The following is a 21,457-nucleotide window of genomic DNA, read 5'->3' on the forward strand; positions in this document are numbered from 1 at the left end:
TTGAGCAGACCGTAAGTGGTGCAAAACGTTTTGGCTACGCGGCCGACCCACTTTGTTCGGCGGCGCCAGAATTTCCATGAACGGCGCTTTTGTCCACCTCAGGGCGCGGCCAGCCACCGCACGAGCCGGTCCCACAGTTCGGCGTAGCCGTCCCACGCGAGGAACGCGGGCGGTGCCCAGTGCGGCGCGACGTCGGAGGTGAACGCAGCCGACCTGCCCGCTCCGTACCCGCCGACCACGAGCAGGGGATGCCCGTCGCACTCGGCGAGCACGGAGGCCGCCGGCTTGGCCGTCACCTCGTTGAGCCCGAGCAGTGCGGGCCAGCGCTGATCGAGACCGGTGACGATCCCGTGGTCCACCAACACCTTCGGTTCGACACCGTGCGGGAGCTCGACCCGGTCGTCGCGGTCGAGGAGCGTCACGGGCAGCGCCTCGGCGAGCGGGGTCCGGCCCCACCGGGCCTTGGCGTCCACACCGCTGAACGTCAGGTAGCCGCCGATCATCAGTACCGCGCCACCCCGTTCGACGAAGTCCCGCACCAGCTCGGAGCGGTCCGGCGCGGGCACGGAGTGGGCGAAGGTCTGCGGCGGCAGCTGAAAGCTGTTGGCACCCACGTCGCTGATGACGACCACGTCGAACTGGGTGAAGCCTTCGGCCGAGTCCGGCACTTTGGCCGGGATTTCGTGCGACGGCACGTAAGTCACCTCGTGGCCCCGTGAGCGCAGCGCGTCGAGGAACACGCCGCCGCCTTCGGTGTACTCCGAGGTGTAGAAGGCGTCGAAACCCTTCTGGTGCACGGAATAGGTGAACCACGACTCACCGACGACCAGGACTCTGGGCATGGCGAACCTCTCTGTCCAGCCCTCGCGGGCAGGGTGAAGCGACCCTCCGGTCAGGAAGGCGCACTGGGATGTGGTGGGAACGGGTCAGCGGGCGGGCTGCGCCGTGCTGTCCCTCACCTGGAGTTCGACGGGGAGCGTGTGCCGCGAAGCGGGCGGCACCGCGCCTCGCGCCGCGTACTGGAGCAGCTGCGCGGTGGCGGTGCGCCCCACGTCGTAGGCGGGCTGGCGCACGGTCGTGAGCGCGGGACTGCTCAGTGAGGCCACCCTGATGTCGTCGAAGCCGACCACGGACACGTCCCGCGGCACAGCCAGTCCGGCCTCCCGCAGCGCCGCGATCGCGCCGAAGGCCATCAGGTCGTTGGCGGCGAAGATCGCCGTGGCGTCCAGATTCCTTTGCTCCGCAAGGAACTCGGCGACGAGGCGGTGGCCCGACGACTCCTTGAAGTCTCCGATCCGCTCGACCACGTCGCCGCGGAACGCCTGGCGGAACCCCGACGCCCGTGCGGTGCTGCTCTTCAGGCCCCGCGGACCCGTCAGCGCCAATGCCCGTCGATGCCCCAGCTCACGCAAATGGTTGCCAACGAAGCGGCCTCCGGCCTCGTGGTCCGCGGTGGCGATCAACGCGCCTTCCAGCCCCTCGACCTCCTCGTCGGCCAGGGCGATCGGGAAGCTGCCCAGGAGCGCCTCCAGCCGTTGCCGCGAGGGCGGGGAGCCGGCCGCGTACACCATGCCGTCGATGAAACGGCTGCGGATCATGCCGAGGTAGCGGTCCTCGCGTTCGGGGTCGAACTCGGTGTTGCACAGGATCAGGCTGTACCCGAGATCGTGCGCGGCGTCCTCCGCACCCTTGGCGAGATCGGCGAAGAAGGCGTTGCTGATGTCGGGGATCAGCAGACCGACCACGGAGGTGAACCCGGCCTGGAGGCTGCGCGCGAGGGAGGCGGGCACGTAGCCGAGCCGGTTCACCACACTGCGGACCCGCGCCGCCGTCTCCTCGGCGACGGGGCGCCTGCCGCTCAGGACGTGGGAGACCGTGGTCGGGCTGACGTCGGCGGCGGCTGCCACGTCCTTGATCGACGCCGGTTTGCGCACGGAGCGCCAGCCTGGGGGAGTCCCGCCGGGATCACGGGTCATAGTGCTGCACCGCCTTCCCGTGCGAGATGTCGAGCAGCCTGCCGACCCGCTCGTCGATCTCCGCGAGGACCGCGGGCACGTCGACGGTCAGCACGTTCCGATCCCTCATCAGGACCCGGCCGTCCACGATGACGGTGCGCACGTCGGACGCGCGAACGCTGTAGACGAGGGCGGCTCGCTCGTCGTGCAGGGGCCGGCAGTGCGGCCCCGACAGGTCGACGAGCGCGATGTCGGCCCGCATGCCCGGCTCCAGGGCGCCGACCACGTCCCCGAGCCCGAGAGCGCGGGCGCCGCCGCGCGTGGCGAGGCGCAGGGTGTCGGAGACGTTCATCCACGTCGCGTCCCCCACGGCCTGCTTCTGGGTGAGCGCGACCAGGCGCAGCGCCTCCCACACGTCGAGCGTGTTGTGCCCGGCGGCGCCGTCGGTACCGACCGCGACGGTGACCCCCGCGCCGAGCAGCGCCCGGACCGGAGTCAGCGGCGACAGCGCGTGCTTGAGATACACCTTGGGACAACAGGCCACGGCCGTTCGCTCCGCGTGCGCCGCCAGCAGCGGGAGGTCGCCCTCCCCGATCCCGCACCCGTGGGCGATGAGCGCGCCCGCGTCGAGTACGCCCGTCTCGTGCAGCACCTGCACCGGCGTGACGCCACGGCGGCGCAGGCTCGACTCGGTCTGCTCCACGTTCTCGGCCGCGTGGATGTGCATCCGCAGGCCGAGCCGCCTGGCGTGGTCGGCGAGCGTCCGCAGGTCCTCGTCGTCCACCGTGTACGGGGCGTGCGGACCCAACGAGACCGTCACCCGTCCGTCGGCACGGCCGTGCCATCCCTCCGCGAACGCCACGCTCGACTCCAGCGCCTCCTGGCCCCGGCTGCTGAAGTACGTGGGTGCGATGTCGGCCCGCAGACCGGACTCGGTGACCGCCTCGGCGATCCGCTCCGGGAAGAAGTAGTGGTCGGCGAACGTGGTCACACCGGAACCGATCATCTCGGCGCAGGCGAGCCTGGCCCCCAACGCGACGTCGTCCGCGGTGAGGTTGCTCTCGATCGGCCACACCCGCTGGTTGAACCACGCCTCGACCGACACGTCCTCGGCCGCCCCGCGCATCAACACCATCGGACTGTGCGTATGGGCGTTCACCAGGCCCGGCGTCGCGAGCAGCCCGCGCCCGTCGATCACCTCGGCGCCGTCGAACGAGGACGTCACACCGCTGGGGGCAACGGACTCGATCACGCCGTCGGCGACCGTGATGTCCTGCTCCCGCAGGATCTCGCAGTCGCCGGTGAGCGGGACGCGCAACACGTCGCAGCCCGACACCAGCAGCCGGCCGCTCGGGCTCCGCAGTGCCTTTCCCATGCTTGCGAACGTAAGTCTCCAAAACGATTTGCACAATGGAGACTTCACCGGTCGACTGGGACGTCAGTGGCTTGCAGGGGGCAGAGCGCCTGGGTGCGGGCGGCCGGCCACGCCACTCCTCAGGTCCAGGAGTGGACTCCGGGTCCAGGTCGCCAGCCGGGTCAGCAGTCCGGCGAGCAGTGTGGTCCGCGGCTGGACGGTGTCGGGATAGATGAACTCGTCCCGCGCGTGGGCGCCGCCGCCGACGGCGCCCAGCCCGCACAGCACCGGCAGGCCGAGCGCGGCGACGAAGTTCGCGTCGCTCGCGCCACCGACCGCGGCGTCGCGGAGGTCGTGGCCGTGGTCCTGGGCGGCGGCGCGGGCGAGGTCGAGCAGCCGGGCCGATGCGGCGTTCAGGGTCATCGGCGGCCGGTTCCAGCCGTGCGCGATGTCGATGCGCACGCGAGGGTCGCTGGTTTTGATCGCTTTCAGTTCGGCGTCGACCCGGTCCTTCTCCAGCTGGGTGCGGACGCGGACGTCGATGGTCGCGGTGGCGCGCCCGGCGACGACGTTGGCGCCGGTGCCGCCGTTGATCAGGCCGACGTTCACGGTGGTGCCCGCATCCGGTGCGGCGACTGCCGAAGCGGCGGTGACGAACTCGGCCAGCGCGTGGACGGCGCTGGCTCCGGCCTCGGGGGCGAGCCCGGCGTGCGACTCGATGCCGGTGGCGGTCACCGTGAACGTCCCGGTGCCCTTGCGGGCGGTCTTGACCGCGCCGTCGGCGGAGGGTTCCAGCACCAGGGTCGCGTCGGCCTCGGCGGCGGTGCGTTCGATGATCGGGCGTGAGGAGGGTGAGCCGATCTCCTCGTCGCCGTTGAAGACGAACGTCACCGTCGGCACCGGCCCGCCGGCGTCCCTGGTCAGCTTCAGCGCCCAGATGCCTTGTGCCAGACCGGTTTTCATGTCGAAGATGCCTGGGCCGCCGAGCTTCGTCCTGCCGCCGGCCGCGGGAGGTGCCCAGTCGGTGAGCGTGCCGGTCGGCCACACCGTGTCGTAGTGGCCGATCAGCGCGACGTGCCCCGGACGGGTGCCGGTGTAGGTCAGCGTGGCGGTGTCACCGTGCCCGTCGCCGCGGTGCCGCCGCCGCACGTCGGGCGGTCCGAGCCGGGCCGTGGCCAGGTCTCGCAGGTGGTCCAGTCCCGCGGCGAGGCCGGGCAGGTCGTGGCTCGAGGTCTCGTGGTTCACGAGGGAGAGGATGTCGGCGACGATGTCCGCCGTGAGGTCGTGTGTCACGAGGCGCTGACTCCGAACGGGATGCCCAGCAGGTACCACGCGACGAAGAACGCGACCCAGACGATCCAGACCACGGCGGCGATCGGGATGGTGAACGAGGCCAGCGTGCCGATGCCCGCTGACTTGCGGTACTGCTGGACGAATCCGAGTGCCATCACGAAGTACGGGCTCATCGGGGTGACGCAGTTGGTGACGGAGTCGGCCACGCGGTAGACGGCCTGAGTGGTCTCGGGGTCGATGCCGACCAGCATGAGCATCGGTACGAGCACCGGTGCGGCCAGCGACCACAGTGCCGATCCGCTGGTGATGACGAGGTTCATCACGGTGATCAGCACGGCGATGCCGACGAGCACGACCCAGCCGTGCCACCGCAGGTCCCGCAACGCCTCGGCGCCGGTGATGGCCAGGACCTCGCCGATGTTGGTCCACTTGAAGTAGGCGAGGAACTGGGAGATGGCGAAGAACAGCACGAGGATGGGCGCCATCGACCGGACCCCGTCGGCCATGGCGGCGACGACGTCGCGCGCGGCGGGCAGCGTTCCGGTCAGGCGGCCGTAGACGGTGCCGACGACCGCGAAGAACACACCGAGGACCACCGCGATGCCGGCGATCAGCGGCGAGTTGACGATGCCGCCGCCTTCACCGCGCAGCGGTGACGACGCCGGAACAAGGCAGATCACCGCAAGTGCGATGAAACCCAGCGCGAGCAGGCCGGTCACTCGTAGCGCGCGGCGCTGCTGCGGGGTCACGGTCATCGCGTCGCGTTCGGCGGCCTCCAGTTCGGTGCTGGGCCGGTCCGCCTCCAGGTCCGAGCGTCGCGCGAGGACCATCTCCACGACGACCGTGATCACGGTCGCGATGAGGAACGACGAGGCGAGGCCGAAGAAGTAGTTGGCCACCGGCGTGACGACGTAGCCCTTGTCGATCGTGCGGGCCGCGGCGGTGGAGATCGACGACAGCAGCACGTCGGTTTTGGTCAGCGACGGGGACGCGTCGTAGCCCGCGGAGATCGAGACGTAGGCGACGATGCAGCCGAGCACCGGACTGCGGCCCGCCGCGCGGAAGATCAGCGCTCCCAACGGGATCAGGGTGATGTACGCGGCGTCACCGACGACGTGGCTGACCATGGCGGTGATCGACAGCGCGAAGGTCAGGTACCTGGCCGGCACCCGCGCGACCATGCGCCGCAGCATCGTCGAGAGCAGCCCGCTCCGCTCGGCGACGCCGATCCCCAGCATCACGGTGAGGATCGTGGCCAGCGGCGGGAAACTCGCGAAGCTCTCGACGGCGTCCGCGACGACCAGCGTGAGCCCGTCCCTGCTCAGCAGGCTGGCGACCTCGACGACCTTGTTCGTCGCCGGGTTCACCGCGCGGACGTGCATCGCCGCGAGCACGGCGCTCAGCACGGCCACACCGCCCGCGAACAGCCAGAAGAGCCAGAACGGGTTGGGCAGCCGGTTGCCGGCCTTCTCGATGGCGGCGACGCAGCGGAACGCGGTGCGCAGCACTCTCGACTGCGGTTCGGCGGTGGTGGTCATCGGTACCTCGTCGGGGCGCTTGAGGGAACTTTCGGCATACGATGGCCACGAGATAGAAGATTCGCTAGCTTGTAACCGATTCAGTGGGAATTACTGGCAAATGAGGCGGGATCGTGGCTCCTCCCAAGCTCGACGAGTTCGACCGCCGCCTCATCGGCGCGCTGCACCTGGCACCGCGTGCCACGTGGGACGACATCGGCGAAGTGCTCGCCGCCGACGCGAGCACCCTCAAACGCCGGTTCAACCGGCTGCACGAAGCGCGGATGATCCGCGTGATCGGTCAGGCCGACTGGGGCGTGCACTCCACCGCGATGCCGGTTCACCTGTTCCTCGACGTCACGGGCGTCACCCCGCTCGCCGTCCTCGGCCGCCTGCGCTCCGTGCCGCACGTGCAGCTGCTGGCGCAGATCTCCGGTGACTACCCGGTCTACGCGGTGGTGCACGCCCCGTCGGAAGCGGCCACCAGCGAGGCGATCGACCGCCTGTTCTCCATCCGGGGCGTGCGCCGCGTCAACGCCCTGCCCGCCCTGACCACCCTGCGCCGAGGCTTCAGCTGGGACCCCGGCTTCCTGACCGACGCCGAACGGGCCGAGCTGCTGGCCCTGACCGGCGACCGGACCGAGGGAACCGCGACCGCGACCGGCAAACCCCTGAGCGACGCCGAGCGCACCGTGGTCGCACTGCTGATGCGGGACGCCAGAGCCTCCGCCGCGAGCATCGGCCGCGCCGCGGGACTGCCCACCTCGACGGCACATCGCCTCGTCCGCCGCGCCCTCGACGAGAAGTGGGTCCGCCCCCGACTCGAAGCCGTGTCGGAATGGCTCGGGTTCCGCACCCCGTTCCTGCTCCGTCTGCGAGTGGCCCCAGGCGAGACGCCCGCCGTCATGCGCCGCCTGGACGGGCTGCCCCAGACCCGCGTCAGCGTGCACGTCGCCAGCGACATCTCCGTCCTGTGCACGGGTCTGGTGGCCGATCGCGCCGCGCTGGCCGCGTTCGTCGACGCGGAACTGGCCGGAATCCCCGGAATCCGCGCAGTCAGTGTGGATGTCTACCTCTCGGAGCCGCGCCGTTACTGGCTGGACCGGGACACCGTCTCGGGCCTGGGGGAGTTCCACCCGCCGGCGGTCTTGTGACTGGGCGAAGTTCAGGCTCTGAACAGATCAGCCCGACAGCGCCCGGATCGCCTGGTCGCTGAGCTCGAACGACAGCGCGCCCGCGTTCTCGGCCGCCTGCCTGCCGTCCTTCGCACCCGGAATCGGGATGACGCCAGGCTGCTGGACGAGCCAGCGCAACGCGACCTGCGCGGGCGTCCTGCCGTGCGTCCCGGCCAGCTCGCGCAGCACCGCGTTGACGCGTTCGAGCTCGGCGAGCGCCGCCTTGCCGCGGAACGGTGCCCGGTACCGGCGCCAGCCCGCCGGACGGTGGGTGGCGTCGTACTTGCCGGTGAGCGCGCCCGAGGCGAGCGGCATGTACGCGATGAGCGTGACGCCGAGCTCGCGGCACGCTGCCAGCACGCCGTCGGTCTCGGGCTCGCGGTGCAGCAGCGAGTACTGGACCTGGTTGGAGGCCAACGGAATGCCGCGCTCGGCCAGCGCGGTGTGCGCGGTGCGCAGCTGGTCGGCCGAGTAGTTGCTGACGCCGACGGCCCGCACCTTGCCCGCTGCCACCGCGTCGGCCATCAGGTTCATGAGCCGGGGGATCGGCATCCAGCGCACCGGGAAGTGAACCTGGTACAGGTCGATCACCTCGCGCCGCAGCCGGGACAGGCTCGCCTCGAGCGTCTCGGGCAGACTGTCCGCGCTCGCGAAGAACTTGGCCGGGAACTTGGTCGCGACGAGCACGCGGTCGTTGCCCTCGGTGAGCTCGCCGAGACGGCGCTCGGACACACCGTTGCCGTACATGGCCGCGGTGTCGAAGAGGTTCACGCCCGCCGCGAGGCTGACCTGGTACGCCTCGCGCTGGTCGGCGAGGCCGCTGGTGGGGCCGTAGGCGTTGCGGGCCGGGTTCATCCGCGGCGACTGCGTCATGTCGCCCCACACCATGACGCCGACGCCCAGCGGCGGCACCCGGACGCCCGTCCGTCCCAGCTCACGAGCCGGGACCGGCACGCTCTCGGTCACCGGCACAGTGTGCGCCCCAGCCGGCGTAGCCGCACAGCGTCAGGCGCCGAACCGGTCCCGGAAGGTCGCACCGCGCGTGCTCAGCGGGCGGGGAGGGCGCGGCTCAGCCAGGTCAGCAGGTCGGTGACGACCTCGTGCGCATTGGTTTCGTTGAACAGTTCATGGCGGGCTCCGGGGTAGGTGCGGTAGGTGATGTCCCTCAGTCCGGCGGCGCGGTAGCGCTCGACCAGCAGGTCGCTGAGCGAGAGGCCCGCGTTCAACGGGTCGTGGTCGCCGACCAGGACGTAGACGGGTAGTCCCGCCGGGATGCCGCCGGGCTGGGCGAGCGATGCCGAGGCCGCGCCGATGTCGGCCATGCCCTGGGCGTCGAGGCTGAAGCCGCACAGTGGATCGGCGAGGTAGGCGTCGACGGCCTGGTCGTCGCGGCTGAGCCAGTCGAAGGGCGTGCGGGCGGGGTGGAACGCCTGGTTGAGGGCCAGCAGCGGGTCTCCTCCTTCGGCGGCGACCTGCGCCTGGGCGGCGAGCATCTGGTCGACCGCGGTGGTGCCGGCGAGGACGAGGGCGTCGACGAGATGGGCGTGGTTCAGGACGTAGTGTTGTGCGGCGAACGAGCCGAGGCTGTGGCCGAGCAGCACCAGCGGCACACCGGGATGGCGTTCGCGGATGCTCTCCGAGAGGGTCACCAGGTCCGCGACGAGCCGGTTCCAGCCGTCGTGGCCGAGATGGCCGGGTTCGGCGTGCCTGCTGAGGCCATGCCCGCGGTGGTCGCCTGCGTAGACGGCGAAGCCGTGGTCGGTGAGGGTCTCCGCGAGCGGGGCGTAGCGGCCGGCGTGTTCTCCCATGCCGTGGCCGATCTGGACGATGGCGCGGGGTGAGGTGTCGGGCTTCCACTCGTGCACGTGGATCCTGACACCGTCTTCGCTGTCGAAGGTGAACATCGAACTCCTCACGGCGGGGTTCAGGCGGGCTGTTCGCCGAGGTAGCCGGCGATGATCCTGGACTGGTCTGCTCTCAGTTCGGCGGCCGTGGCGTGCGTGGTGATCTCGCCGTGGGACAGGACGTAGCCGCGGTCGGCGATGTCGAGGGCGAGGCCGACGTGTTGTTCGACGAGCAGCACTCCGCAGCCGGTGTCGTCCGCGTAGCGCCGGATCACGGGCAGCAGTTCCTCGACGATGATGGGTGCGAGGCCGAGGCTGAGTTCGTCCAGCAGGAGCAGCTTCGGGCGGCGTGCCAGTGCGCGTCCCAGGGCGAGCATCTGTTGCTCGCCACCGGAGAGCAGTCCGGCCTTGCGGTCGGAGATGCGGGCCAGGACGGGGAAGTAGCGGTGAGCGGCCGCGCTGTCGAGGCGTTCGCGCCGGTGGCCGAGCCGCAGGTGTTCGGCCACCGTGAGGCCGGAGAAGATCCCTCGTCCTTCCGGGACGTGGGCGATGCCGAGGCGGGCACGGGTCGCGGCAGGGATTCTGCCGAGGTGCGCACCGGCGAACGTGATGGTGCCGGCGGAAGGGCGCAGCAGCGCGGAGACGGCTTTGAGCGTGGTGGTCTTCCCCGCTCCGTTGGCCCCCAGGAGGGCGACCACCTCTCCCTGCCCCACTCGCAGGCTGACATCGCGGACGACCGGGGCTCCGTCGTATCCGGCGGTGAGTCCGTCGACTTTCAGGACCGGGGTGCTCATCGTGTCTCCGGTGTGCCGGTGGTGGCCCCGACCGCGGACGCCCCGAGGTAGGCGGCGATGACGGCGGGGTCTGTGCGGACCTGTGCGGGCGGTCCGGAGGCGATCACCCTGCCGAACTCCAGAACGACGACGTGGTCGCAGATGCCCATCACGAGGCTCATGTCGTGGTCGATGAGGAGCAGAGCGGTGCCGGCGTCGGCGACCGCGCGCAGTCTGCGGCCGAGCTCGGCGCTCTCGGTGGTGTCCAGCCCGGCCGCGGGTTCGTCGAGACAGATGACACGGGGCCGGGCGGCCAGGGCCCGTGCCACACCGACGAGCTTGCGCCGGCCCTGGGACAGCTCGTGGGCCGAGGCGTCCGCGAGGTCCTCCAGTCCCAGGACCGCGAGGGCTTCGCCGACAGCGGGATTCGCTCGCGCGCGGCGGCCGAAGGTCTCGCCGAGACCGGTCCACCACGTCGGGCGGTCGGCCGTCACCTGGAGGTTCTCCGCGACGGTGAGGTCCTCGAAGAGCTCGCTGCTCTGGAACGTGCGGGCGAGTCCCCGGCGGGCCCGTGTATGAGGCGGCTTGCCGGTCAGGTCCCTGCCGTCCAGCGCCACCCGGCCCCTGGCGGGAACGAGGCCGCTGACGGCGTCCACGAACGTCGTCTTGCCGGCGCCGTTCGGGCCGATGAGCCCGACCAACCGGCCCTCCCCGACTTCGAGGGAGACGTCGCTGAGGGCGTGAACGCCGCCGTAGCTGACGCTCACCGACTGGACCGAGAGCACGCTCACGACACGACCTCCTTGGCTTCGACGGGGGTGAAGCCGCGGAAGACCTCCGGCGAATTCGCTTTCTTCGCGGTCCTGCGGCGGTGCGCGGCACCCGCGATGCCGTCGGGGTTGGCGACCAGCGTCACGACCAGGGAGACGCCGCCGAAGAGGAGCGCCCAGGTCCCCTTGATGCCGAACCACTTGTCCAACGCGTGCGGCAGCAGCGCCCCGGTCGACATCAGTCCCGCGGCGAGAGCCCCGGACACCCTGGTGATACCGCCGATGTAGGCGAACCCGATGAGACCGAGCGCGGCCAGTGCGGTGAACCGGGCGGCGCTGACCGAGCCGAAGTTGTAGCCGTACAGGGTGCCCGCGACGCTCGCGATGAAGGAGCTGATGGCGAAGGCCGTGATCTTCACCGCCCGCACGTCGATCCCCGCCGCCGCGGCAGCGCGCTCGTTGGAGCGCACGGCGAGCATCCGTCGTCCGAGCCCGGTGCGGCGGAGGTGGGCGACGTACAGCCCGAGGGCGACCGTGACGGCAAGGACGAGGAAACCGAACAGCGGGCTGGGTTCGTTGCCGTCCAGGCCGCGGAAGTCCGCCTTTGGCCCGAGGTCGACTCCGAACAGGGTCGGTGGGGGCACGGAGACCCCGGCCGTGCCGCCGAACGAGGTGTTGTTGAACAGCGCCTGTTCCACGGCGAGGGCCGCGGCCAGGGTGACGACGGCGAGGCTCACTCCGCGCACCCGCAGCGCCGAGACGCCCGCGCCCACGCCGAGCAGCGTGGCCACTAGAACCGCGCCCAGGGCGCTGAACGGGAACGGGACACCCCACCCGGCCGAGAGGTGTGAGAGGACGAAGCCCGCGGTGCCGGACAGCGCCAGCTGCATCACCGAGATCTGCCCGACGTAGCCGGTGATGACCACGTAGGACAGGACGATGACCATGCCGATCATGGAGTTCGTCAGTGCCTGGCGGAAGTCGAACGGCAGCACGACCAGTGCCACCACGGCGACGGCGGCGGCCACCGAGGCGGGCCGCAACAGCCTGTCGGGCAGGGGAACCGCGGGCAGCCGCTGTTCGACGGCGTCACCGCGGCGCGGCAGACTCGCGCCCCGCACGTACAGGGCGACGACCATCAGGGCGAAGACGAGGAGCTGCTGGAGACCGGGCATGGCGTTGCCGTTGTCGGTCGGGAACCAGCTCTGCGTCGACAGGTAGTACAGGATCGACTGCGACACTCCAATGAGGACACCCGCGGTGCACGCGACCCACAGCGACGTGAACCCGGCGAAGAGCGCTGCCGCCAGCGCCGGGACCACCTGCAACGGGAGCGTGATCGAGTCGACCTGGACGATGGGCGCGGCCAGGACCCCGAGCAGCCCGGCGACCAGGGCCGCCAGCAGGGTGTTGGCCAGGGAGACGCCGTTGGGGGACAGGCCCGCCAGCAGGGCGGCCTGTTCGTTCTCCGACGCCGCCCTGGTCGCGAGCCCGAAGCGGCTCCACCGGTACACCGCGCCCAGTGCCAGTGCGATCGCGACGACCAGTCCTGTCAGGACGAAGCGGTCGGACGGGATGGTGAGTCCGAGGGCGGTGGTCGTTCCGGTGGGGAGGATGCTCGGTGCCTGCTGCGGCTGGGTGCCGAAGATCAGCAGCACGCCTGCCTGCATGGTGAGCAGGACGCCGAGCGACCCGGCGAGCTTGGCGAGCGGTGAGCTCGTGCGCAACGGCCGGAAGACCGCGACCTCGGTGAGCACCCCGACGGCGAGCGCCACCGCGAGCGCTCCGGCGAGAGCGGGCCCGACCGGGAGTGTGAACCCGAAGAAACCCGTTGTGAGAGACCAGAAAGCGTAGGCGGAGGCCATGGCGACCGCGCCCGTGGACAGGTTGATGATGCCCGAGCCCCGGTAGGTCACCACGACGCCGAGCGCGATGCCGGCGATCAGTGCGCCCTGGCCGAGGCCGAGCACGGCGAAGAGCAGGATCTGTTCCATCATGACTCCAGCCATGAGTCCGTGCGGTCGGGGTGACTCATTGGACGGGGCGGATCCAGTCGGTCAGGGGCTTGAACGCGCCCTTGCCCCCGTACTGGTAGAACCGCGACTGGTCGTTGCAGACCGCCTGTGCGTCCTGGTACTTGCCGCACTGGACCTCGGCGGCGCCCATGATGACCGGGCCGGTGAACTTCTTCAGCTCTTCCGCGACCGACGCGGGATTGATCTTGTCCGCGCCGACGGTGTTGAGCACCTTGGCGTAGGTGAGGATCGTGCTCCAGCCCAGCGGCGCGAAGACCTTGGTCTGCGTGGCGTTGTCCAGTCCCGCCTGCGCCGAGGCGGTCAGGAACGCCTGCGAGTCGGCGGCCGAGGAGTCCATCGGCAACGTCTGGGCGATGCCGTACGTCCAGCCGGGCAGGTCGCCCCCGAGCCCCTGGGCGACGTCGGGGGACAGGCAGAGCGGGGTGGAGACCACCGGCTTGGAGACGTTGAGCTGCTTCAACGCCTTGGCGATCCCGACGCACCCTGCACCCAGCGAGATGGGCACGACGACGTCCGCGGTCATCGCCCCGGCCGCGGTGACCGGGCCGATCAGGTCGACCGCCTGCGCCTCGAACCCGACGGACTTCACGGTCAGACCGGCGGCCTCGAGCCCCTTCACCGCGGCGCCGGAAGCGATCTTGTCGCCGGGAGTGTTGGTGTGGATCACCGCGGCGGACTTCGCCTTGAGCACGTCACGGGCGTACGTGCCCCAGGTGCCGAAGATGTGCGGCAGGTCGCCGAAGGTGCTGTAGGTGTTCTTCGCCGTGGACATGCTCGGGCCCGTCGCGACACCGACCAGCACCGGCTTCGCCCCGGCGACCACGGAGTTGAAGGAGGCGTCCCCGAGGAAGAGGTTGCCGACCGCGATGGCGGAGACGTTCTTGTCGCCGAGCAGTTGCTGGCCGCACTTCTGCCCCTCCTCCTCGGCGGAGGCGACGGTGCAGACGTTCAGTTCCAGCGGATGCCCGCCGATACCGCCCAGCTTGTCGTTGACGTACTTGACGGCGGCATGGGCACCCAGCGTGGCCTCGGGATTGCCGGCCGGGCCGCCCTCGACGTTCACCCAGCCCAGGGTGATCGGCGCGAGCCCGGCATCGGCCGCGCCCGCCTTCCCTCCGACGTAGCCGAGGTAGTCGGTCACGACGGCGGACGACGGGCGGGAGTCCGCGCCGGCGGACGAGGCGGTCTGCGAGGCACCGGCCGGCCCGGTCGCGCTGGTGCCCGTGGCGCCGCAGGCGGTGACGGCCAGCAGGGGCGCCATGACGGCGCAGGCGAGGCCCACCGTCCGGGAGCGTGGGAATGCGGGCATGCGAGATCCTCCTTGATCGGAAACGGGCATGGCGGTGCCCGTCACGGCATGCGGAAGCGAACGCGGAAGCCAGCGGAAGGCAGGAGGGAACTCCGGGGTGACCGGTGCCTCGGACCAACCGAAAAGAGCCTGAAAGACCTGGTGAGGGGGTCGGCAGGCTTTCGTAACTTTCTTACGAACGAGGAATCTAGGTGTAGGCTGACGGTCTGTCAACGCCTCGGTTCACGCCGAATTAACGATCAAGCAATGGGAGGCGGAAGGCTCATGGCGGCGCAAACCGGGAACCGCAGGCTGCCTCGGCGCTCGCTCGACGAGACCAGGTCCCTGATGCTGGAGGCGGCCACCAAGCTCGTCTGCGCCGGCACCTCCGACACGAGCGAGGAGGCCGTCTCCGCGGCCCTCGCCCACATCCGCGTCAAGCGGGTCACCGAGGAGGCCACCCGCATCATGCGGGAGCGGCTGGGCGACGACACGGCACCGGCGATCACGACCGGATCGATCTACCAGATCTGGCCCGCGCAGGCCGACTTCCAGGCGGAGCTCCTCTTCCACCTCACCGGCAGGCAGGCCGAGCTCGTCCCGGACCTGCCGGAGAGCATCCGCCGCTTCCGGAAGGCGATCGAGACCGGCACGCCCTGGCAGGAAGCCCTCAACGACGTCCTCACGGACAACCACGAGAACCACCGTGAGGACCCGATCTATCGCGTGCTGCTCGGCTTCTACGCCAGCGCGGCCAATCCACGCGTCCGTGACGCACTGGGCCATTACGGTCAGTCCTTCACCAAGGTCGCCTGCGAGGCGTACCAGGCGCTGCTCGACGCCTACGGACTTCGAATGCGCGCGCCCTACCAGGTGGAGCACCTCGCCACCGCCATCGCGGCCCTGCTCGACGGCTTCCACATGCGGTGGATCGCCGGACATCCCAACCTCGAGGATCCGCAGGGGGAGGACGGCTGGTCCCTCGCGACCCGTACCGCCGTCATGGTGTTCGACCAGTTCACCGAAGTGGACAGCGAGTCGCGGCCGGGTTGATCGCCGCGCGCCCGGCGGCGCTGGGGGAACGGCGAGGGTGGGTCGCTCTTTCCGGCCGGACCTCGTCCGACCGGTCGCGTCTCGTCCCGTTCGTGAGGCCTGAACCTGCGCGCCCACCCGGCTGGCGGCGTTTCGTTACGCGACAACGCTCGAAGGTGTGACTTCCGCGTGGCCCTGCGACGTCTTCCACCCTCCTTTGTGGACCATGCACAGCGTGTCGCTCTTGGTGGAGAAAGGTGAACGGCCGTTCACGGCAGTGCGCAGGCCGAGCACGGTGGCGGTTCTCGCCCTGCTGGTGATCGCGGCGGGAGCCGCGCTGAACGTCGCGTTGTCGCCGGACGGCCCGCTGGTCCTGTCCGACGCGCGTATCTACCGCGCCGCCGCGGAGCTCTGGTGGCGCGACGGCGACCTGTACCGGGAGCATCTGTACGGCGGAGGCAACCCGGCGTTCTTCACGTACCCGCCGTTCGCGTTGCTGCCGATCGCCGTGGTGTTCTACGACTTCACGTTCGGCGCGGCCGTGCTGATGGTGGGCGGTGTCGCAGCGTTGTTCCACATCTGCTCGCTCGTCATCGAGCGGCTCCGGCCGAGCCTGCCCCATCGGTACCTGGTCGCGGCTGCGGCGACACTGTGCGCCACGCACCTCGAGCCGGTGACCAGCACGTTGTTCTGGGGGCAGATCAACATCTTCTTGTTGTGGCTGGTGGCGGTCGACTGTCTCAGCAGGTCGGCCCGATGGCCCCGTGGCCTGGCCGTCGGCGTCGCTGCGGCGATCAAGTTGACACCGCTCTGCTTTGTGCTGTTCTTCCTGCTGGGCAAGCAGATCCGGCCAACAGTGACGGCATTCGTCAGTTTCGCGGTCTGCGGTGGAGTCGGTTTCCTGGTCGCACCGGCCATCTCGGTCGACTTCTGGACCCGCGCCGTCTTCGATCCGGACCGCGTCGGCAACGTCCTGTTGCCCGCCAACGAGTCGCTGCGCGGCGTACTCGCGCGCCTGGACCTGGCACCCGCGACGTGGATGGTGGCGTCGGCGGCGGTCGTGGCGCTGACGGCGTTCGTGGTCTTCCGCTACCGCGCGCAGGACCACGACGTGCCGGCGTGGCTCGCGGTGGCCGCCATGGGGACGCTCGTCTCGCCGATGTCCTGGTCTCACCACTGGGTCTGGCTCATCGCTCTGCTCGTCGCCGCGACCGTGTGGGCGATCACGGACGCTCGACCGTACCCGCGCCTGGTTCCGGCCGGACTCGTCAGCATTGCGATGATCTTCGCGCCCCATCTGCATCTCGCGGCGACCTCGTGGTGGCACCCGCTGGCCGAGAGCTACGTGTGGATCGGGCTGGCGTTGCTGATTGTCCTGGCAGCGGCAGATGTTCGTCGCCGCTGCCTGCGTGGAGCCCGGTCACGACCCGTAGAGTCGCAGCGTTTCTCGATGTCGAATGTCCCCGGGTTCCCCGGTCGAGCACGCCTCGGCGATTCAGGAACACCGAGCCACTCCGGGCATTCGGCTCAGCAGTAAGCACGGACGGCCGTTGCGGTCAACGTTTCCAAACGAAGTGGCGAACCGTGGCGGCGCAAAGTCGCACGGCCGATTCCAGGAATCGCACCGAATCGCCATCGTGCAGGCCCACGCGAGCAAGGCCCGTCGGGCAGGTGTACCGAGGACGAAGGCGGGGATCGGCCGGGCACGACGAGCCCGTCCAGTCGGACGGTCATCGCAGTGAAGACGGCTGTGCCGAGTTCCACCGCGAAAGGCGGACGGAGATCCGCACACGGCAGTGGCGCACGGGCGTCGTGAGAAAAGAACCGATGACCGATCTCAGGGCGAGACCGACGGCAGCAGTGCGCCGCAATATAGCGACGATCGACGAACAGGACGGCTGGAATACCTCAAACTAGGGATGCCTTTCCGGTGGTCACACCTTCGGGTACCAGCGCAGGACCAGGCGGTCTTTCGAGGGCGGAGCTGATATTCTCGGCCGACGAACACGGGTAATCGACGCGATCTCGATGATATTCCTCGATGGATCGCGAGAATCCCCTGCGGTTTCTTTGCCAGGAACACGAGAAGGCCAGGGACATGGCGACGAAGATCATGCGTCGGCTGCGCTTGCCGCACCGCAGGCTGGGATTCCGCCTCGCCGCGGCGATGCTGGCCGTGTCACTGCCGCTGATGGTGGCTCTCGCGGTGTTCCTGACCGTCAGAGCCGCCGACAGCCTCACCGAGGCGGGCAAGCAGAACGCGGTCGAGAGCGTCAGCTCCGCGTCGCTGAGGTTCTCGGACTGGCTCACCGAACGGCAGCGCGATCTGCAGGTGACCGCAGCCGAGGCTGCGGACCAGACCTCCGCCACCGTGATCGCCGCGCTGCTGACCGAACGGGTCAAGGTGACGCCGGAGTTCACGGTGCTGGAGACGCTGGACCTCGCGGGCAACATCGTGGCCTCCAGCAGCCCCGCGGTCGTCCCCGCGGGCAACGCGGAGTGGTTCCGCACGGCCGTCTCCGGCAAGCCCGCGATGACCTCGTTCACCGAGCAGAACGGCCACCTGGACTGGATCATCGCCTATCCGATCGTCGGTGACGATGATCGGCCGCGAGGCGTCGTGGCCGCGAACCTCGCCCCCGTGACGCTGGCGAAGCTGCTGGTCAACCCGGACCTGCGGCAGGGCAGCGAGTTCACCGTGGTCGACGCGCAGCACCGGCTGATCTTCGACTCCTCGACGATGGGGGACGCCAAGGACGGCGCCGCGCTCCTGGCCGCCGGTGCGGCGCGGACAACGGTCGACAACCCCGCCACACGACAGGCCGCCGGTACGCACACCGGCTCGGCCACCTACACCGACGCCCACGGCCATGAGGTCATCGGCGCGTTCGACGTGATCGAGGCGCTGGGCTGGGTCCTGATCGCGCAGAACGATCTCGGCCTCGTGCTGGAGCCGACGGCCGATCTGCGCAACCAGGCGATCGTCATCGTGGCGGCAGGGGCTCTCGTGGCCGCCACCATCTCGATCCTGTTCGCCTGGCAGGCGACCCGGCCGATCACCCGGCTCACCGCCTCGGCCCGGCGCGCGGCGAACGGCGACCTCACCGCCCGCGTCGTACCCGCTGGTTCCGTCGAGCTGGTCACGCTCGGAGAGTCGTTCAACGCCATGGTGTCGACGTGCGAGCACCTGGTGGGGCAGGCGACGGCGGCGGGGTTCGACGTCAACTCGGCCGCCGCCGAGCTGTCCGCGTCGTCGGAGCAGCTGGCGGCGACCACGACTCAGCAGAGCGTCGCGGTCACCGAGGCGACGGCGACCACCGAGGAGCTGGCCCGTGCGGCCTCGGTGATCGCCGAAACGGTCGACGCCGTCACCCATCAGACCTCGGACACGCGGGACAACCTGGAGCAGGCCGGGAACGACATCAGGCTGTCCAGCGAGCGCACGCTCGCGCTGGCGGGACGGGTCAACGACATCGACGGCCTGCTGACCCTGATCAACGACATCGCCGACCAGACCAATCTCCTCGCCCTCAACGCGGCCATCGAGGCCGCCAGGGCGGGCGACCACGGCCTCGGCTTCGCGGTGGTGGCCGAGGAGGTCCGCAGGCTCGCCGAACGCTCCAAGACCTCCGCGAGTGACATCGCGTCGATCGTCTCGGCGATCCAGGGCGAGACCAACGCGACCGTCATGGCGATGGAGAAGGGTGCCAAGCAGCTGGTCCAGGGCCTGGAACTGCTCGACACCGTGGCCGAGGCGTACGGGCAGGTGCGCCTGACCACACAGCAGCAGCGCAGCGCCACCGCCCAGGTGGTCGAGACGATGGGCCAGCTCTCCGACGCCAGCAGGCAGGTCTCGGCGACCGCGCAACAGATCGCCTCCGCCGCGGGCAGTCTCGCCGAACTCGCCGGCAACCTGCACGAGGGCGCCAAGGTGGCGGCCGGTGAAGCACCGGGCACCGCCGGCCTGCTGCACTCCGGCAACGGGCACGGGTGACCGATCGTGCAGGCCGTACTGCTGCCCGTGCACCAGGAGCTCTACGCGCTGCCCGTGCGGTGGGTGCGGGAGGTGCTCACCGCCCCGCAGATCACGCCGCTGCCGACCGCGCCGCCGGAGTTCCTCGGGCTGTTCAACCTGCGCGGCGAGATCGTCCCGTTGTTCGACACCGCGGCGCTGCTCGGCATCGGCACCATCGACGCCGTGGCGTTCACCGTGGTACTGCTGGGGCCGCAGGGCCCCGCCGGCCTTGCCACGACCGCGCTTCCGCACCGTGCAGTGCTCGACGCGCCGACGGGCCGGTCTGAGCACCACGGCACCGCGGGCACGTTCCGGATCGGCGACCGCGTCGCGGTCCTGATCGAGCCGTCCGCGCTGCTGGCGCCGGATCGCCGGTTGTCGGCCGGGTCAGCCTGATGGCCGGGCTCGATCTGGCGCACGTGCGGGCGCTGTTCGCCCAGGAGGCGGCCGTCCGGCTGGCCAGGCTGGGGAACCAGCTGCTCCTGCTCGAGCAGGCGAGCGGCGACCGGGAGCTGGTCGACTCGATCTTCCGCGAGCTGCACACCCTGAAGGGCTCATCGGCGGTCGCGGGGTTCGAGGACGTCAGCAGGATCGCGCACGATCTGGAGGAGCTCGTCGACGCTGTTCGCGGCTCGGAGGGCGCGGTGACCGCGGAGGTGATCGACCGGCTGCTCACCGGCGTCGACGAGCTGAACGCGGCGATCGTGGCTGGCGTCGGGCCGCTCATGCCCGGCCCCGACGCGGAACCGGACGTGATGCCCGCCCAGCGCGTCGAGAGCCCGCCGTCACCCGACCCCGTGCCGCCACCACGCACAGAGAGCGACGGGAACGGCGTGGTCATGGTGCCGATGGAACGCCTGGACGAGCTCGTCCGCCTCGTCGGCGAGTCGGCGTCGGCCCACCTGCGAGTGGGCCGGATGCTCCAGGAACGCTTCCGGATCGACCCGGCCTCGTGCGCCGAGTACATCAAGCTCTCCCGGTCGCTCAACGACCTGCAGGACCGGACGATGCGCACCCGGATGGTGCCGGTCGCCACGATGACCGACCAGATGCACCGCGCCGCACGCGATGTCGCCAGGGCTCGGAACAAGGACATCAGGTGGGAGGTCCGCGGCGCCGACACCGAGCTGGACCGCGGTGTCCTGCACCGGCTGTCCGAGGCGATGCTGCATCTGGTGCGCAACGCCGTCGACCACGGGATCGAGTGCGCGGCCGAACGCGAGGCCAGCGGCAAGCCGAGGCAGGGCCTGATCCGCCTGCACGCCATGCAGCTCGGCTCCGAGGTGGTCATCGCGATCAGCGACGACGGCGCGGGCATCGACACCGAGCGGGTACGCGAGCAGGCAGCTCGCCAGGGTGTCGACGTCGAGCACATGACCGAGGAGGACCTGTGCGGGCTGATCTTCCGCTCACGACTGTCCACGGCTGCGCTCGTCACCGACATCTCCGGCCGCGGGGTGGGGCTCGACGTGGTGCGCACGACCGTCGAGGCCGCCTCCGGCCGGGTTGAGGTCCGGTCCGAACGAGGCGTCGGCACCGAGTTCCGGATCATCGTGCCGATCACGCTGGCGGTGCTGCGCTGTCTGCTCGTCGACGCGGGAGGTCAGCGGTTCGCCATCCCGTTCCACCGGGTGATCACGTCACGCAGGTACGACGCCGAGGCGGTCACCCGTGCGGAAGGGCGCCCCGTGGTGTGGGTGGACCAGCGACCGGTGCGGGTGTCCCGGCTTGCGGACACGCTGGCGATGTCGTCGGAGGAAGCCTGCGACGGGCCCGTGGTGGTGCTGGGCGACACCGCCGACTCCCACGCGTTCCAGGTGGACCGGCTGGTGGGCAGGCGCGACGTCGTCCTCAAAGGACTCGGCCCGCCCGCACCGCACCTTCCCGTCGTGGCGGGCGCGGGCGTGGAGCCGGACGGGTCGATCCTCACCGTGCTCGACCCGCCGGGGCTCATCCGCCGCGCCCAGCGGGCGGCCAGGACGGACGCGCCGCCCGCGCCGGCCGGCAGGCACAGCGTGCGACGGCACCAGGTGATGGTGGTGGACGACGCTCTGACGGTCCGGGAGCTCCAGCGCAGCATCCTCGAACGCGCGGGCTACGAGGTCAGGGTCGCAGGCGACGGCGCCCAGGCGCTGTCCTCCCTGCTGCAGCAGCCCTGCGACCTCGTGCTCACCGACGTGGAGATGCCCAACATGGACGGGTTCGCCCTGACCGAGGCGATCAGGGCCACACCGGCGCTGGCCAACGTCCCCGTGCTGATGCTCACCTCGCGCGCGGGCGACTCCGACCGGCAGCGGGGGCTCGACGCGGGCGCGGACGGCTACATCCTCAAGAGCGGCTTCGACGAGGGCAGTCTGCTCGCCGCGGTCAACCGGCTGCTGGGCAGCACGCCGTGAAGCGGCCCG

The 21,457-nt window shown here is 70.4% G+C and carries 17 protein-coding genes; 6 read left to right on the top strand and 11 right to left on the bottom strand.

What is annotated here, in order from left to right; translation table 11 throughout:
* Positions 1 to 98: 98 nt before the first annotated feature.
* From JOD27_RS05205 to JOD27_RS05225, 5 genes are all read right to left on the bottom strand, one after another.
* Positions 99 to 842 carry a glutamine amidotransferase gene (locus tag JOD27_RS05205; protein ID WP_204760896.1) on the bottom strand — a complete coding sequence of 248 codons (744 nt, stop codon included), beginning with the start codon at positions 840 to 842 and terminating at the stop codon, positions 99 to 101.
* Positions 843 to 926: 84 nt separating this feature from the next.
* On the bottom strand, positions 927 to 1,976 hold the full coding sequence (locus JOD27_RS05210; protein WP_204760897.1) for a LacI family DNA-binding transcriptional regulator: 1,050 nt from the start codon (positions 1,974 to 1,976) through the stop codon (positions 927 to 929).
* The gene (locus tag JOD27_RS05215; RefSeq protein ID WP_204760898.1) at positions 1,966 to 3,330 is read right to left on the bottom strand and encodes an amidohydrolase; all 1,365 of its coding nucleotides are present in this window, start codon (positions 3,328 to 3,330) and stop codon (positions 1,966 to 1,968) included. Before JOD27_RS05215 ends, JOD27_RS05210 begins: the two co-directional genes overlap by 11 nt.
* Before the next feature lie 63 nt (positions 3,331 to 3,393).
* Positions 3,394 to 4,602 carry a M20 family metallopeptidase gene (locus JOD27_RS05220; protein ID WP_307829903.1) on the bottom strand — a complete coding sequence of 403 codons (1,209 nt, stop codon included), beginning with the start codon at positions 4,600 to 4,602 and terminating at the stop codon, positions 3,394 to 3,396.
* Complete coding sequence (locus JOD27_RS05225; RefSeq protein ID WP_204760899.1) at positions 4,599 to 6,140, bottom strand: AbgT family transporter; 1,542 nt, start codon at positions 6,138 to 6,140, stop codon at positions 4,599 to 4,601. The genes JOD27_RS05220 and JOD27_RS05225 overlap by 4 nt, the downstream gene beginning before the upstream one ends.
* Before the next feature lie 113 nt (positions 6,141 to 6,253).
* Here JOD27_RS05225 and JOD27_RS05230 point away from each other — a divergent pair, with 113 nt between their 5' ends.
* Positions 6,254 to 7,273 carry an Lrp/AsnC family transcriptional regulator gene (locus JOD27_RS05230; RefSeq protein WP_204760900.1) on the top strand — a complete coding sequence of 340 codons (1,020 nt, stop codon included), beginning with the start codon at positions 6,254 to 6,256 and terminating at the stop codon, positions 7,271 to 7,273.
* A 27-nt stretch (positions 7,274 to 7,300) separates the two neighbouring features.
* Here the strand turns inward: JOD27_RS05230 and JOD27_RS05235 are convergent, their stop codons facing one another.
* The 6 genes from JOD27_RS05235 to JOD27_RS05260 all read right to left on the bottom strand — a co-directional run bounded on the left by JOD27_RS05235 (position 7,301) and on the right by JOD27_RS05260 (position 14,026).
* Positions 7,301 to 8,260, bottom strand: a complete 960-nt coding sequence (locus tag JOD27_RS05235) for an aldo/keto reductase (protein WP_204760901.1) — start codon at positions 8,258 to 8,260, stop codon at positions 7,301 to 7,303.
* Positions 8,261 to 8,340: 80 nt separating this feature from the next.
* Positions 8,341 to 9,198 carry an alpha/beta hydrolase gene (locus JOD27_RS05240; protein WP_204760902.1) on the bottom strand — a complete coding sequence of 286 codons (858 nt, stop codon included), beginning with the start codon at positions 9,196 to 9,198 and terminating at the stop codon, positions 8,341 to 8,343.
* A gap of 20 nt (positions 9,199 to 9,218) precedes the next feature.
* Entirely contained in the window at positions 9,219 to 9,932 is a 714-nt protein-coding gene (locus tag JOD27_RS05245; RefSeq protein ID WP_204760903.1) for an ABC transporter ATP-binding protein, read from the bottom strand.
* Positions 9,929 to 10,702: an ABC transporter ATP-binding protein gene (locus JOD27_RS05250; RefSeq protein ID WP_204760904.1), complete on the bottom strand. Its 774-nt coding sequence runs from the start codon at positions 10,700 to 10,702 to the stop codon at positions 9,929 to 9,931. The genes JOD27_RS05245 and JOD27_RS05250 overlap by 4 nt, the downstream gene beginning before the upstream one ends.
* Positions 10,699 to 12,678, bottom strand: a complete 1,980-nt coding sequence (locus JOD27_RS05255) for an ABC transporter permease (protein WP_204760905.1) — start codon at positions 12,676 to 12,678, stop codon at positions 10,699 to 10,701. Before JOD27_RS05255 ends, JOD27_RS05250 begins: the two co-directional genes overlap by 4 nt.
* A gap of 34 nt (positions 12,679 to 12,712) precedes the next feature.
* Positions 12,713 to 14,026: an ABC transporter substrate-binding protein gene (locus tag JOD27_RS05260; RefSeq protein ID WP_204760906.1), complete on the bottom strand. Its 1,314-nt coding sequence runs from the start codon at positions 14,024 to 14,026 to the stop codon at positions 12,713 to 12,715.
* Positions 14,027 to 14,290: 264 nt separating this feature from the next.
* Between JOD27_RS05260 and JOD27_RS05265 the strand changes: the two genes are divergently transcribed.
* The 5 genes from JOD27_RS05265 to JOD27_RS05285 all read left to right on the top strand — a co-directional run bounded on the left by JOD27_RS05265 (position 14,291) and on the right by JOD27_RS05285 (position 21,448).
* Positions 14,291 to 15,058, top strand: a complete 768-nt coding sequence (locus tag JOD27_RS05265) for a TetR family transcriptional regulator C-terminal domain-containing protein (protein ID WP_204760907.1) — start codon at positions 14,291 to 14,293, stop codon at positions 15,056 to 15,058.
* 214 nt (positions 15,059 to 15,272) lie between these two features.
* Positions 15,273 to 16,574: a glycosyltransferase 87 family protein gene (locus JOD27_RS05270; protein WP_204760908.1), complete on the top strand. Its 1,302-nt coding sequence runs from the start codon at positions 15,273 to 15,275 to the stop codon at positions 16,572 to 16,574.
* Between the two features lie 504 nt (positions 16,575 to 17,078).
* On the top strand, positions 17,079 to 19,031 hold the full coding sequence (locus JOD27_RS05275) for a methyl-accepting chemotaxis protein (protein WP_204760909.1): 1,953 nt from the start codon (positions 17,079 to 17,081) through the stop codon (positions 19,029 to 19,031).
* A gap of 6 nt (positions 19,032 to 19,037) precedes the next feature.
* Positions 19,038 to 19,448 (top strand): chemotaxis protein CheW, encoded by a 411-nt coding sequence (locus JOD27_RS05280; protein WP_204760910.1) that lies wholly within the window; start codon positions 19,038 to 19,040, stop codon positions 19,446 to 19,448.
* Positions 19,448 to 21,448, top strand: coding sequence for a hybrid sensor histidine kinase/response regulator (locus tag JOD27_RS05285; RefSeq protein WP_204760911.1), 2,001 nt, complete (start codon positions 19,448 to 19,450; stop codon positions 21,446 to 21,448). The genes JOD27_RS05280 and JOD27_RS05285 overlap by 1 nt, the downstream gene beginning before the upstream one ends.
* Positions 21,449 to 21,457: the final 9 nt, after the last annotated feature.

Origin of the sequence: Lentzea nigeriaca (assembly GCF_016907955.1) — a bacterium.
Lineage (GTDB): Bacteria > Actinomycetota > Actinomycetes > Mycobacteriales > Pseudonocardiaceae > Lentzea > Lentzea nigeriaca.